Here is an 11779-nt window from a genome sequence, read left to right on the forward strand (position 1 = left end):
TGCTATACCAATTTTCACCACCTTAAAATTTCTCTCGAAAATTTTGTTTTGGGGCTTGACTTTTAATAGTTAGTCTTTCCGTTACACCGTCTGGCATACCCATCCGTCATCTTCATCCAGCAAAACTTCCTGTTGCAGCAGGTAGATGGCGTTTATCAGTGCCACCACCATGTCCACCTTGCCCAAGCTGCGTTTCTTGGTCACGTAACGGTTCATGTTCGTGTCATAGGTGCAGCGGGCGTTCTCAAAGTTCACTTCCAGCAGTTTGTTTTTTTGGTAGGCAAACCGCCCGCTCTCGCAAATCTCCTGCAAAAATTTTGTGGCAGGGTGCAGGGTGTCGCTGTGCTGCCGCACCTGCACCGTCTCGTAGCCGTCGTGCGGCTTGCCTTCCTCGCGGTAGCGCCCGCGTTCCCACTTTTGGGCGCTGGAAAGCGCGTTGTATCGGTCATAAGCCACGCCCTGCACCCGCACTCCGTAGGTTTCTTCCAGGTCGAACACCCAGTTTTCGATTGTGCCGTAGTCCACGGTGCGGTCCCCGCACGCAATGCACTCGCCGTTTCGCACGGCCATACGGTAATCAAACTTTTCCAGGCTTGTTTTTTCGTCCACCTTATCCGCCGGGATAAATCCCATCACGTGGGCGGCAATGCGGTCGCCGATCAGCCCTACCATGGCAACGGCGCAGTTGTCGTTGCTCATGGACAGGTCAACGCCCAAATACACTTCACACCCCGCCCACTGGATATCGTCCACGCGGCAGGCCTGCACTACATCGATGGGGATGTAGCTCTCGGTGCCCGCGCCCTGGTAGATGATGTTGCAGTGCTTGCACAAAAAGTTTTCGCGGGTGCTTTCCTGTTCCACGGCTTTCTGCCGTCGTTGCAGCAAATCCTCCCACACGGTGGGCAGCGTCAGCGCCGCCGGGTTGCCCTGGGCAAGCACATTGTTGTTGGTCGCCCACTGCTTCTGGATGCTTTCCTCCGGCTCAAACAGCAGGGCGAACAGTGTTTCATTCTGAACGCGTCCTTCCAGCACATTCTTGGCGTAGGCGACCTCATCCTCAAAGGGGTTGTCGCTGCGCGGATACTTGGTGCTGATAATACACCCCAGCTTGTTCAAAATGGTCAGCTGGCCGCTTCGCATGGCCTCTATGGCGTAGGGGTTCGGCAACGCGCCCGCCTCGTCCACCAAAAACACGTTTGGTAGTCGTCCATCCAAACGGCTGTTGGAGTAGTTCAGCGGCGTGTACTCGGTGTCCTTCAGCTTGAACGTGATTTTGTCGCGCAGTATCTTGAAGTACTTGTTCGGGTCGTCCGGCGGCATCAGGGCGGGGGACGACCGCAGAATTTCTTTGATGGCCTTCTGTACCTCTCGGCTCAATGCACCGTCCGGCGCAACGCTGAACAACTTTGCAAAGCGCGGCTCCGTCAGCATCAGCAGCAAAAAGCACACCGCCACCGTGAACGTCTTAAAATTTTTGCGGCAGATTTCCAGCACTGCCGTTTCGTACCGCCGCCGCTTCAGGTCGTTGCGGTACACAACGCACAGCACCGCCGCATAAAAAAGCCACTGGTAGCCGCTGGTCGCTTCGTAGATGCTCTTACCGGCCACAAGGCCGCTGGGCATCTGCATCAGTTTCATCAGCTTACCGATTTTCCGCAGCTTCTTTTCGTTGATGCAATACTTTTTGTCCTTGCCGTCGCACACGTCCAGGAACTCTTGCGCCTGGGCACGCACCCAGGCATTGACAGGGTGGTCGACCCCCTCCACGCCCCGGGCAATGTCGTCGTTTACCAGCGCCACGGCGTACAGGTAGGCCGGGTGCTGTTCAATCGTCATCGTAATCATCCAGTACTTTCACAAGCGGGTCGGTTTCCTCGGCCTTTTTGCTGGCCGCCAGCACGCCCAGCTTGGCCCGCGCCTGGGGGCTTAACCCCAGCTCGTTACAGCTGCGGTAAAAGTCGCTCAGGTATTTGCTGCGCGCCAGCACGGCGTCCTTGTCGCAGATTTTGCCGTCGCCGTTCATCTGCTTGTCGATTTCGCGCACCCGGTCGATGCTTACCGCGCACACGGCAATCATGTAGCCGTCCACACTGCCCAGCACTCCGGCATCCTTCAGCAGGGTTTTCACCTTGTCAAAGATGTACTTTTGGGCGCTCGTCAGGTAGGCGGGGCAGGTGACAACCACGGTTTTATTGCCGTCCTTGCCGGTCTTGCCGCCGCGCAGCCTGCTTTCGGCTTCCTCACGCGCCGCCTTGACCTGCTTTGTCCTGGCCCCGCTCGCCGTCTTAATCGCTTTCGCCGGTCGTCCTCCCACCGTTCCGCCTCCTTTCCAACCATTTTGCGTTCAACTGCAAACCATTTTCGTGCCCTCACGAAAATGGCCGCACACATTTCAGCGCATTTTCCACACATTCAGCGTACTTTCCACCTCTCGCCCTCTAAATAACGCGCGCGCCCGCGTCTAATCAGTACCCGCGCGCGTATCCCCATTTCTAAAAAATTTAAATTATTTAGGGGGATGCGTGGTGTGGGGGAGGGGCGGGGCATCCTGCGGAAGCACCCCGGGGGGATGTGTCGGCGCAACTGCTGGTTGCGTGGTCGCCAGTCGGTGCAGCTCGGCCCGGCTGACCTCGCCCCGCTCGGCTCTGGCGTGGCAGCTGTCCGGCCCACGGCTGCACAAGCAGACCAACCACGCCGGATCATAAGCCCACCGCGCCGCGCCCGGCTCCTGCAACGGTATAATGTGGTGTACCTGCACCGCGTCCGTCGTTATGCGCCCAGCGGCCAGGCACAGCCGACACAGCCCGCCGTCACGCTGGCGAACCTTGGCCCGCGTCCTCTGCCATCTGGCCGTATTGCGGATGCGTGCGGCTGCGTCTGCCCTGGGCGCTCTGGCTGGGCGCTGTGGGCAGGCCTGGCCGCGCTGGTGCAGTCCACCGCACCACTTGCAGGACACCAGCACCAGCACCACCCCCAACAACAAAAAAAGGAACAGTCCGCCCGATGTGGGCGTCCTGTTCCTGCCGTGATTCTATAATAGCACACAAAAATGTTGCACAGTCTCAAATTTTAGGCAAATAAAAGGCCCGGCGAATAATCCGCCGGGCCTGATGTGGTTTTATTTTGTGTTATCTCGCTGCATTCGTTCTGCGCAGGCCTGCAAGATGTAGCCTTGCACGCTCTGGCCTGCCGCCGCCGCTGCTGCTTTTATTTTTTCGGCATCCTCTTTTAATGGCCTTAATTCAATTCGTCCGCATTTTTCGTTATATCGCGTTATTGCGGCTCTTTTTGCTTCACTTACCGGCATTTTTTGCGCCTCCTTGTGTGTTTTTCTTATTATAGCACATTTGTATTATACTCCGCAGTATACATTCTATACAAATTACACCGCGCTATACTCCGTAGTGTTTGTGCAACTCTCTAAACTATACTCCGTAGTATAATACAACCATAGCAATCGGGAACACCCCGCAAGCTAGAGCGAACCGCCGCAAGGCGTGAAAGAAGGGAAGAGGTGAAAATGAAAACGCCCAGCACAAGCGAATTGCTTGTACAGGAAGCCCGCACCGCGGAACGGCTCCGGCTCTTGATGCTCGCCAACGAGTGCAAGACCATTGAAGAGTTCCGCCAGCGGTTGCAAGAGCTGACAAACAGGCAATAAAACAGCGCCGGGGCCGCCTGCTAAACAGACCCCGACGCAATCCCAAACATCGGCGCGGTGAGTTCGCCACCGCTCCGACTTTATTATAACCACATTTCGCCCAAAGCGCAAGCCCGCCGGGCCTGCTGGGCGTTATTTCTCAATACAGCGGTTGACATACTCCAACAGAACCGCGTGAACGCTTTTTCCCTGGTCGGCGCAGTAATCCCGGAACGCCTCCGCTTTTTCCTTTGGCACCTTGCATGCAAGTGTTGCAGCGTGGTTTTTATCCCACTTCGCCGAGGCTTTTTTCTGACTTTCTGAAACGGCCATTTTTACAACCCCCTTTATACTGCTTATTATAACATGGATGCAATACGGTTTACAGTAGAAAAATTACTAGAATTATACGGTAAACATTATGCAAAATGCCAATAGACATATACTGTTTACCGTAGTACAATATAGACAAATCAAAACCCAAACACAAAAAGGAGCGCCCACCATGTTTACTTACACTGTCGAGACCATCACCCCCACCCGCACCGGCTACCACTTCACCGCACCCACTGCCAACGGTGAGCGCCTTTATGTGGAGCTTACCCGCTGCACCGACCACGGCGGCCCGCGCAGCGTCCCTGCCCTGTGGTACAAGTTCGGCCAGACACCGGAACGGCTCGCCGATTGGTGGGACGTCAAGACCTACGCCACCGACGACCGCGGCAACTGCCTAGGCCGCTACAATCCCACCATCAACCAGCGCACCCGCTTACTTGATTTTAAGTGGATTCTCCCCGCCACCTATGACAACGCCGCCGCGCTCCTGAGCGAGATCGCCCGCCGCGCCGGTATCCGCAACTAAACCCGCAAGGCCGACGCCATCCCGCGCCGCCGGTGCAAGCCCGGCCACCCGTCCAGGGTGGGCGCTCATGGGTAACAACACAAGAACCAGCCCGGCACAGCTCAACAGCCGCGCACCCATCGCAGACAGTGGCCGCCATCCCGCCGGGCGGATGACATAAGACCAAGGGGAGCCGGTGCACCTCCCTACAAAACAGATTGCACCCGCCGCCGGTCGTTCCGGCAAGGTTCGCGGAGTTCTGACCCGCCGGGCAACCCGGAAAAAGCAAAACCCGCCCGGCCCCACGAGAGAGGGCCGCCCACATCCCGCACACATAAAACGGAGGTTTTCGCCATGATTAGCAGCATTAAATTTTTCTACAACGGTCTGCGCCTGAACGGCTCCCGCACCCTCTGCCGCGTCGGCTACTCGCTGGACCTGGACGCCCAAACCGTCACCATCTACGCCCGCAGCGGCGAAACCCTCCCGCACGAGCTGTTCACCGTCGAGAATGACACCGACCTGTACACGGATTATTTCGACAACGACCGCGCCACGCTGACCCAGGCCCACCCGCTGTACAAGTTCGCGGCCTATGCCGCCGCCCGCGCTGACCTGCGCCGGCAGAACGCCCGCGCCGACTACCTGCGCGACCGCATTGCAGCCCCCAACACCTGGGACGCCATGCACCCCGACGCCCTGACCGTCGAGCTGGAAGCCGTGGACGCCCGCCGCGCCGCGCTGGAAGCCATCCCGGACCCGGGCCAGCCCACCGCCGCCGACCTGGCCGCCGTTGACCAGATGAACCAGGACGCCGAGAACGCCGCCCGCGCCGCCGCCCAGGCAGAAGAACAGCGCCGCCGGGAGGAAGCACTCGCCGAGAGTGCAGCCACCCGCGCCATCGTGCGCGAGGAAATCACCGCCCACCCGCTGGACATGAACGCGCCCGCCGTGGATTTCACGTTTTCGGAGTCTCCCGCGTTCAATGACTTTACCGCGTCGGATGGTGTCGCGTCCCTGGTGTGCAGCATTCCCGCCGCTGAGGCCATCGTCCGCCGCCTGGATTTGTACTACAATCCCGCCCAGGTCGCGCCGCACTCCTACGAGAAAACCGACTTTATTGTGTACTATCCTGCCGAGGGCGGCACGTTCGAGACCTACGCCGGGCGGCTCGACCTGGGCACCGAGTACGGCGGCCTGGTGCAGCACATCCGCCGCCACGCGGACACCCTGCGCAATGGCAACGGCTACCACACCCCCGACGACAACGACCGCGCCGAGGCCGCCCGCATTGACGCGATTGCTGACCAGCTGGAAGCCTGCCTGGCTCCCGCCAGCACTCCCGCCGAGCATCCCGCCCAGGGATGCGAACCCGCCGCGGCCCAAGCTCCCGCCGAGCATCCCGCCGGGGATGCAGGGGAGAGCGTTGACGCGCCCGCCGGTATCATTTCTGTGACGTTTGCGCCGGAACTGCTGGACGCCCTGCGCCGGGAGTATCCCGCCCAGGCCGGGCAGAGCATCCCCGCCGAACATCCCGCCGGGGCCGACATTCCCGCCCAGGCTCCCGCCGGGGATACCGGGAACTGTGCCGGGCGTAACAACCCGCGCACAATTCCCGCCCGGGGCGCATGGGTTCCCTCGGTGGTATCCTCCGCACATCCCGCCAGCAATCCCGCGGAACATCCCGCCCAGGGTGACGAACCCGCCGCGCGGGAAGAAGTGGAACAGCTGCGGGACGCCCTGCGCAGCCTGTCCGATGTGGAGCTTGCGGCCTGCCTATTCCACGTCGACCCAGCCAGCAGCGACGCGCGGCCCATGTCCGCCGTATTCCTGCGGGAAATGTCCCGCCGCGATCCCGTCCGCAGCTTTGCCGCCTTCAAAGCGTGGCGGGCCGGGGATATCCCGCCGGACGTCCGCGCCCTGCTGGATTCTCTCGCCGACGGCGACCCCGACGCGGGCGGCGATTGATTCCCGCCCGGGGTCCCATCATCCCGCCGGGGGATGGTTGGAGATATCCCGCCCGACATCCCGCCAAACAAAAGCGCCCCGGCAGGCCGTGTGCTCCACACGACCCGCCGAGGGCTTTTCTATCTTACCATATCCCGCACCGCTGCGCCACATCCCGCAGAAACTCCCGCTTTCGCCGGTAGAACTCGGCCCGGCTGATGGTCGGCACGTCCAGCAGTTCATACCGCCAGCGCCGCCCATCCCGGCAGTTGTTCAAAACTGCCTCCCGCAGTTTCCCGGCAATATTCATGGGCAGGTCCGCGCCGATATCATAGGCCGCCTGTTGTATGGCCCGCATGATCCGCGCATCCCGGCTGTTGTCCAACTCGCACATCCGGCGTTTTTTCTCTTCGCACGACGGCAGTGCCCACGCGGGATTCCCGCCGGGTGTTTTCTTGTCATATCCCGCAATTTGGTTTTTCTGCTCCCGGTAGCGTTTTTCCCGCGCAGGTTGTCCGCGCACCAGGTATAGAGCGGCCTGGGTCACATCCCGCGGGATGCGCTGCTTGCCCATGGTTTCATCCCTCCCCATCGGTTATGTACTCGGTAAATTTCCACCCGCGCGGCTCTGCGTACAGGTCTATGAATAGTCTGCGCCGGTAAATATAATTCCGCTGCGCCCGCCGGGTGAATTTTGATTTCACCTCTACCACCTCGACCGTGCCATCTGCGTAGGTCAGCACAAAATCCGGGGTGTAGTGCGCGGCGGGCAGTTTCAGCCCACAGTATTCTTTTTCCGGCAGCAGGTCAAAGCGCACCTGTTCGCGCACTTCTGCCACCAGGCCCGCCGCCACCTTCGGCAGGATGATTTCCCGGTAGTACCGCTTTTCGCTTTCCGGGGCGTCTTTCGTGAATCGTTCGCGTTTTTGGCTGTTTTTCGGCTGAATTTCCCGATTTTGTCCATTTCGTTCCCGGAATTGGTCACTTTTGGCCCGATTTCCGGCCAATCGTTCACTTTTTCGTTGCAAAATCTGCAACTCAGCCTGTGCGCGGTAGCGCGGCGGCAGGTCGTCAAGTTCCAGCCTTACGCCCATTTGTTTTTCCTTTCGGCTGTCGGCGTGGATCCGCCCAAAACGTGGCGGTTACGTGCCATTCGCCGGTGATTTCGTTGTAGCGTGCCTCTGCGCCGGTGAAAGCGTACTGCCGCACCTGGCCTCGGCCCAGCTTCAGCGTGCCGTAGCGGCTCTCCCAAAACTGCGCGTCGTCTATGTACAGAGTGGCCGCCTCGGCCAGCTTCTTGGGTGTGTAGCGCCTATCATTCGGGCGGGGCTGGGTTGGGCGGCGCAAGCCCTGGCTTTGCCGCCAACGGCGGCGCTTCGGATTTTTCGTGATGTACTCGCAGTAGGCCGCCAGACTGCCCTTGTTAAATTCGGCGCGGTCGCACTTCACCAGGCCCAGCGGCTCCCGCCACTTTCCGCGCCCGGTGCTCCAACAGTCCTTGATTTCGTCGGTCGTCAGGTCGCATTCCAGGATCATGTGATGGTGGTAGCGCACTTCCTTCTGGCACGCGGCCTTGTCCTCGTGCTGCCACTCGGTCACGACGATATATTTCACCTTGCGCAGCACCCCGCCGGGGTTGCTGGGGTCGGCTTCCATCGCGGCCGCGTATTTCTTCGCCTGGCGGCGGTTCAGCTTGTCGATGAAGTTGGTAATATTCCGCTCGGGTTCTTCTGCCGTCAGCGGTAGCCACTCCGGCGCGTAGGTCAGGTGCACCAGCTGGGTTTTACTTTTTCTCTCGGTAAAATTCTCCGCCACGGTCCAATGCAGATTGCGGCGGGCGTAGCGTTCGTTGCAGTTCTGCATTGCCAGGCTGGATGCGAACGCTTTTTTTCTGCGCACACTGGCGCGGTGCTCGGCGGGGGAGACGTGCAGCAGGTCGACTTCCATGTATTCCTTGCCACAGATGGTTTTCTGTTCGCGGATGAATCTGGATTTCATACTGCTGTACCTCGTTTCAAGTTTCGACTTCCGTTCGGTTGGGATTGGATTGGTTTTTCTATTGGATAGAATGGGGGAAAAGATAAAACCCTATACAAGCCCTCAAGCGGCCTATTGGCCGCGAAAAATTGCCCGGTATCCGCCGGGCGCGGGTTTATTCAGTTTTCTTACCTTATATAATAGTGGCCGCTACTGTTTGCCGCCCTTGTACTTCCTCCGCCGGTTCTTCTTGTCCATTTCGTGGGTCACGCGCATGGCGTCGACCGGCTTGTTATCGGCCATGTATTTTGCAAACTTGTCCATTTCTGCACGATACGATATGTAGGCGGGGCAGCCGGTGTGGCAACCCGGTTTTCTGGCCTGGCAGCCGTAGCACGGCGCGTTCATGGCAAGCCCTCGATGGCCGGTTCCGCCGGGGCTTTCGCCCAGCTTTGCGGCGGCAGGTAGCGCCCGGGGAACACATCGTTCAGTTCCATGGGCTCACGCAGCCGCCGCACATCCTCGATCTTCCATGCGAAAATGCGGCCCGCCGCGCCCTTGTAGGCTTTCAGCTGTTCTTCCGTCAGGCAGCTTGCGTGGGCAATCTCTACCAGCAACTTTGACCGTGTGCTGAAATCCACCGCCTTCAGCCACTCAATCCGGCGGCAGATAAACGTACCCACCAGCTTGCCGCAGCCGCCCTCGGATTTTGTCTCGTACACCCACACGCGCAGCGGCGCTTTTGTTGATACCAGCGCCCGCGGGGCGGATTTTCGGATTTCAGCCGTTTTCTTTCCGCTAAAAATCATCTGCACCCACTTGGGCCGGATGGATAAAATATAATCCGTCATTTCTTTTCCCTCATGTCCGATACCGCTGCATAAAATTCGTCTAAATCCTGAAAGAATCTATCTTTAAAAACCGTCGGCAGAATGATGGCGCGCAGATCCATCCCATCCTTCATTACGTAGTAGTAATGGTCCGTTCCGGCTCTCCGCTTTGTGTAGTGGAAGTAGGAATCATCCTTCATTTCATCCTTCAGCGGTTCCGTCAGTATGGCGTTGATGAATCCGCAGCCGCCCATGGTATCCGTCAGGCCGATGCAGTTCATTTTCCCATAGATAACGCCCATCGGCAGTTCCGTACATTCCAGCTCGCCTTCCTCGGAATCGTAGAGGTTGATTTCCGCCAAATCGTCCTTCGCACAGTAATAATCGGTGCTCAAAGAGACTTCTTTCTGTTTTTTGCTGTCCCAGCCAAAAACGGCGGCCAGCTCGGCTTCACTTGTGATTCTCGGAAAATCCGGCGGCAGGGGATAGACGCTGTGCCCGGTGCTGATAAACTGCGCCTCTTTATCGTCCGAATGGCCGATAGAAATAAGCTGACAGAAGCCTGCCTTCATGCACAGCTTGCCGATTTTATCAACCTTCATCGTTATTCCTCCGTTTCGATTGCCTCGGCCAGGGATTCCAGCGCCTTCCGCAGCGCGGCGCTGAACTTACCGGCCTTTTCCGTTTTGCCGTCGCCGCGCAGTTCGTCGCACAGCGTTAGCACCTCGTCCACGTCGCCCTGCACGCGGTCAAACAGCAGGCTGAACCGCAAAGTATCCTCGTCACCGACGACCTTCAGCTGTTTTGCCAGTTCCTCCGCGTTGGCCTCGGCCTGTTGGCGGGCGGCTTTTTCGGCTTCAAGCGCCTTTTCCGCCTGTGCCCGGGCCGCTTCTTCCGCAGCCTTGCGGGCATCCTCCGCACCGTCACGGCGGGCTTTCTCAATCAGGGTTTCACGCTGGGCCTTCTCGTTGGCAAGGTCGCTTTTCAGCTTCTTGGCGTTCTTGTCCGCTTTTTCGGCGGCTTTCTCCGCGTCAGAGCGCTTTTTCTCGGCTTCTTCCATCCTGGCCTGCATTTCGTCAAAGCGTTTTTGCTGCTCTTCCGTCAGCTCGTCGGCCTCGGGCTGTGTAGTTGACTGCAAAAGACAGAGCTGTTCGGCGTAGCCGCTGTTTTTCTCTTCCAGCTCCTTGATTTTTTCCTGCAATTCCTTGACGGTCACATCCTGCAAGTCCGTCTCGGCCACGACCTGCTGCCGTTCGCCGTTCGCCGTCCGTCAGCTGGGCCAGCAGTGCCAGCTTGGTTACGCCAGCGGCGGCGTTCTGCTCCACCAGCTGCGCGGGGAGCTTTTCCACCACCGCAATATAATTGTAGGCCTGTCGCTGGTTCAGCCCGATGGCCGTCTTGGTGTAGTCGCCCAGTGTCTCAAAGCCCAGGGCCTTATAACCGTTGGTGTCGCGCATCCGCTTGATTTCCCGGCCCAGGTCAAGCAAGCTGTCAGCAGCTGCCCGGGCCGCCGTGGCAATTTCATAGTGCAGCGCAAGCGCCGCGCTTTCCTCCGGCGTCGCCGCGCCGGTAAAGATCATCTGCTTTTCGTCGTAGGTCATTTTTGCATCACCTCATCCGGCTTTCGCCTTTTTCTTCGGTTTCTGCGGCAGTGTCCACTTGTCCAGCACCTCACGCCGCCAATCGCTCACAAATGCAAGCACTTTTTTGTTGATTTGCAGTTTCTTTCCGTCGGCAAACTCGTTTCCGTAGCCATGCAGCTGTATCTCGGCTTTGGTCCGCACATCAATATTTAGTGTGTACCAGCTGCGATCCGGGCGGCGGCTGTGCCGGATGAACAGGATGATTTTTCCCTGTGCATGGCTCTTGCTGTAACCGCCAACGCAGTGATGCAGCACATTTCCTTCCTGCACAAGCTCGCTGGGCCGCTCGGCCACGCGGATGCAGATACCATCCTTCTCCCACGCCAGCCCCGCGCATCGCTCGCTCATTTCGCGGAACGCGTTTGCGCATTCGTCGGTGTCGGCCCGCACCGCCGCTTCGGCATTCATTGCACGATCATGGGCGGCGCGCAGGTTTTTCGGCCAGCGCACGGCCTCTTGGCTCATGTCCATTCCGGCCCGCTCGGCCATGCGCAAATAATCCATCAGGTAGTAAGAGGTTCGGTTCTGCTTTTTCAGGTAGTTCACGGTGCGTGCCAGTGGCAAATCATTTTCAAGAATATTTGTCGCGTCCATGGTGTCCACGCTGTCCAGCAGGTAGAATAACTCCTGCTGTGTGTTGCATCCGCGGTATTTTTTCCATAGCTCCAACTTTTCCAGGCCGTAGCCTCTTTCTTTCAGCGCCCGGGCCTCCGCCTTGTTCAGGCCCAACATCTGTGCCGGGCGGGTTTCCTTCCAGTTTATCCACGGCAGGCGCGGCAGGGGGCAGATACTCGTTGGAATGTAGCTTCCTACGTTTTTCACCTCGTATTATATAAAAGTAGTATTTATAGACCGCTCTCCAGCGGAATGCTACAATAAGTTCAGGATGCTGTGGATT

The 11779-nt window shown here is 58.7% G+C and carries 16 protein-coding genes; 4 read left to right on the top strand and 12 right to left on the bottom strand.

Annotated elements, in window-relative coordinates; translation table 11 throughout:
• Positions 1–81 precede the first annotated feature (81 nt).
• A complete protein-coding gene (locus tag GPK89_RS00190) occupies positions 82–1839 on the bottom strand; it encodes a terminase TerL endonuclease subunit (RefSeq protein WP_215690521.1) in 1758 nt (585 codons plus the stop codon).
• On the bottom strand, positions 1829–2317 hold the full coding sequence (locus tag GPK89_RS16170) for a P27 family phage terminase small subunit (RefSeq protein WP_215690522.1): 489 nt from the start codon (positions 2315–2317) through the stop codon (positions 1829–1831). The genes GPK89_RS00190 and GPK89_RS16170 overlap by 11 nt, the downstream gene beginning before the upstream one ends.
• Positions 2318–2593: 276 nt before the next feature.
• On the opposite strand from GPK89_RS16170, the gene GPK89_RS00200 reads away from it, so the two are divergent.
• Positions 2594–3040, top strand: a complete 447-nt coding sequence (locus GPK89_RS00200; protein WP_215690524.1) for a hypothetical protein — start codon at positions 2594–2596, stop codon at positions 3038–3040.
• An 81-nt stretch (positions 3041–3121) separates the two neighbouring features.
• Here the strand turns inward: GPK89_RS00200 and GPK89_RS00205 are convergent, their stop codons facing one another.
• On the bottom strand, positions 3122–3310 hold the full coding sequence (locus tag GPK89_RS00205; RefSeq protein ID WP_215690526.1) for a DUF1778 domain-containing protein: 189 nt from the start codon (positions 3308–3310) through the stop codon (positions 3122–3124).
• A gap of 213 nt (positions 3311–3523) precedes the next feature.
• Between GPK89_RS00205 and GPK89_RS00210 the strand changes: the two genes are divergently transcribed.
• Entirely contained in the window at positions 3524–3664 is a 141-nt protein-coding gene (locus GPK89_RS00210) for a hypothetical protein (RefSeq protein ID WP_215690528.1), read from the top strand.
• Between the two features lie 132 nt (positions 3665–3796).
• On the opposite strand, the gene GPK89_RS00215 is transcribed toward GPK89_RS00210, so the two are convergent.
• Complete coding sequence (locus GPK89_RS00215) at positions 3797–3976, bottom strand: hypothetical protein (protein WP_215690530.1); 180 nt, start codon at positions 3974–3976, stop codon at positions 3797–3799.
• A 172-nt stretch (positions 3977–4148) separates the two neighbouring features.
• Between GPK89_RS00215 and GPK89_RS00220 the strand changes: the two genes are divergently transcribed.
• Both GPK89_RS00220 and GPK89_RS00225 read left to right on the top strand, forming a co-directional pair.
• Positions 4149–4505 (top strand): hypothetical protein, encoded by a 357-nt coding sequence (locus GPK89_RS00220; protein WP_215690532.1) that lies wholly within the window; start codon positions 4149–4151, stop codon positions 4503–4505.
• Positions 4506–4838: 333 nt separating this feature from the next.
• Complete coding sequence (locus GPK89_RS00225) at positions 4839–6452, top strand: LPD25 domain-containing protein (RefSeq protein WP_215690534.1); 1614 nt, start codon at positions 4839–4841, stop codon at positions 6450–6452.
• Between the two features lie 124 nt (positions 6453–6576).
• Here GPK89_RS00225 and GPK89_RS00230 read toward each other — a convergent pair whose 3' ends face one another.
• The 8 genes from GPK89_RS00230 to GPK89_RS16565 all read right to left on the bottom strand — a co-directional run bounded on the left by GPK89_RS00230 (position 6577) and on the right by GPK89_RS16565 (position 11703).
• The gene (locus GPK89_RS00230) at positions 6577–7005 is read right to left on the bottom strand and encodes a hypothetical protein (protein WP_215690536.1); all 429 of its coding nucleotides are present in this window, start codon (positions 7003–7005) and stop codon (positions 6577–6579) included.
• 4 nt (positions 7006–7009) lie between these two features.
• Positions 7010–7525 carry a DUF1064 domain-containing protein gene (locus GPK89_RS00235; RefSeq protein WP_215690537.1) on the bottom strand — a complete coding sequence of 172 codons (516 nt, stop codon included), beginning with the start codon at positions 7523–7525 and terminating at the stop codon, positions 7010–7012.
• Positions 7503–8429 (bottom strand): hypothetical protein, encoded by a 927-nt coding sequence (locus tag GPK89_RS00240; RefSeq protein WP_215690539.1) that lies wholly within the window; start codon positions 8427–8429, stop codon positions 7503–7505. Before GPK89_RS00240 ends, GPK89_RS00235 begins: the two co-directional genes overlap by 23 nt.
• A 189-nt stretch (positions 8430–8618) precedes the next feature.
• Complete coding sequence (locus GPK89_RS00245; RefSeq protein WP_215690541.1) at positions 8619–8816, bottom strand: hypothetical protein; 198 nt, start codon at positions 8814–8816, stop codon at positions 8619–8621.
• Positions 8813–9259 (bottom strand): ASCH domain-containing protein, encoded by a 447-nt coding sequence (locus GPK89_RS00250; RefSeq protein ID WP_215690542.1) that lies wholly within the window; start codon positions 9257–9259, stop codon positions 8813–8815. Before GPK89_RS00250 ends, GPK89_RS00245 begins: the two co-directional genes overlap by 4 nt.
• Complete coding sequence (locus GPK89_RS00255) at positions 9256–9840, bottom strand: hypothetical protein (protein WP_215690543.1); 585 nt, start codon at positions 9838–9840, stop codon at positions 9256–9258. The genes GPK89_RS00250 and GPK89_RS00255 overlap by 4 nt, the downstream gene beginning before the upstream one ends.
• A gap of 2 nt (positions 9841–9842) precedes the next feature.
• A complete protein-coding gene (locus tag GPK89_RS00260; protein ID WP_215690544.1) occupies positions 9843–10478 on the bottom strand; it encodes a hypothetical protein in 636 nt (211 codons plus the stop codon).
• A gap of 373 nt (positions 10479–10851) precedes the next feature.
• Entirely contained in the window at positions 10852–11703 is an 852-nt protein-coding gene (locus GPK89_RS16565; RefSeq protein ID WP_215690545.1) for a PcfJ domain-containing protein, read from the bottom strand.
• Positions 11704–11779: the final 76 nt, after the last annotated feature.

This window comes from Gemmiger formicilis (assembly GCF_018784445.1).
Lineage (GTDB): Bacteria > Bacillota > Clostridia > Oscillospirales > Ruminococcaceae > Gemmiger.

What these genes read in the sequence shown, in the direction of transcription:
- GPK89_RS00190 (WP_215690521.1), bottom strand. Translation starts at nt 1,839, where the DNA reads ATGACGATTGAACAGCACCCGGCCTACCTGTACGCCGTGGCGCTGGTA.
- GPK89_RS00205 (WP_215690526.1), bottom strand. Translation starts at nt 3,310, where the DNA reads ATGCCGGTAAGTGAAGCAAAAAGAGCCGCAATAACGCGATATAACGAA.
- GPK89_RS00210 (WP_215690528.1), top strand. Translation starts at nt 3,524, where the DNA reads ATGAAAACGCCCAGCACAAGCGAATTGCTTGTACAGGAAGCCCGCACC.
- GPK89_RS00215 (WP_215690530.1), bottom strand. Translation starts at nt 3,976, where the DNA reads ATGGCCGTTTCAGAAAGTCAGAAAAAAGCCTCGGCGAAGTGGGATAAA.
- GPK89_RS00220 (WP_215690532.1), top strand. Translation starts at nt 4,149, where the DNA reads ATGTTTACTTACACTGTCGAGACCATCACCCCCACCCGCACCGGCTAC.
- GPK89_RS00225 (WP_215690534.1), top strand. Translation starts at nt 4,839, where the DNA reads ATGATTAGCAGCATTAAATTTTTCTACAACGGTCTGCGCCTGAACGGC.
- GPK89_RS00230 (WP_215690536.1), bottom strand. Translation starts at nt 7,005, where the DNA reads ATGGGCAAGCAGCGCATCCCGCGGGATGTGACCCAGGCCGCTCTATAC.
- GPK89_RS00235 (WP_215690537.1), bottom strand. Translation starts at nt 7,525, where the DNA reads ATGGGCGTAAGGCTGGAACTTGACGACCTGCCGCCGCGCTACCGCGCA.
- GPK89_RS00240 (WP_215690539.1), bottom strand. Translation starts at nt 8,429, where the DNA reads ATGAAATCCAGATTCATCCGCGAACAGAAAACCATCTGTGGCAAGGAA.
- GPK89_RS00245 (WP_215690541.1), bottom strand. Translation starts at nt 8,816, where the DNA reads ATGAACGCGCCGTGCTACGGCTGCCAGGCCAGAAAACCGGGTTGCCAC.
- GPK89_RS00250 (WP_215690542.1), bottom strand. Translation starts at nt 9,259, where the DNA reads ATGACGGATTATATTTTATCCATCCGGCCCAAGTGGGTGCAGATGATT.
- GPK89_RS00255 (WP_215690543.1), bottom strand. Translation starts at nt 9,840, where the DNA reads ATGAAGGTTGATAAAATCGGCAAGCTGTGCATGAAGGCAGGCTTCTGT.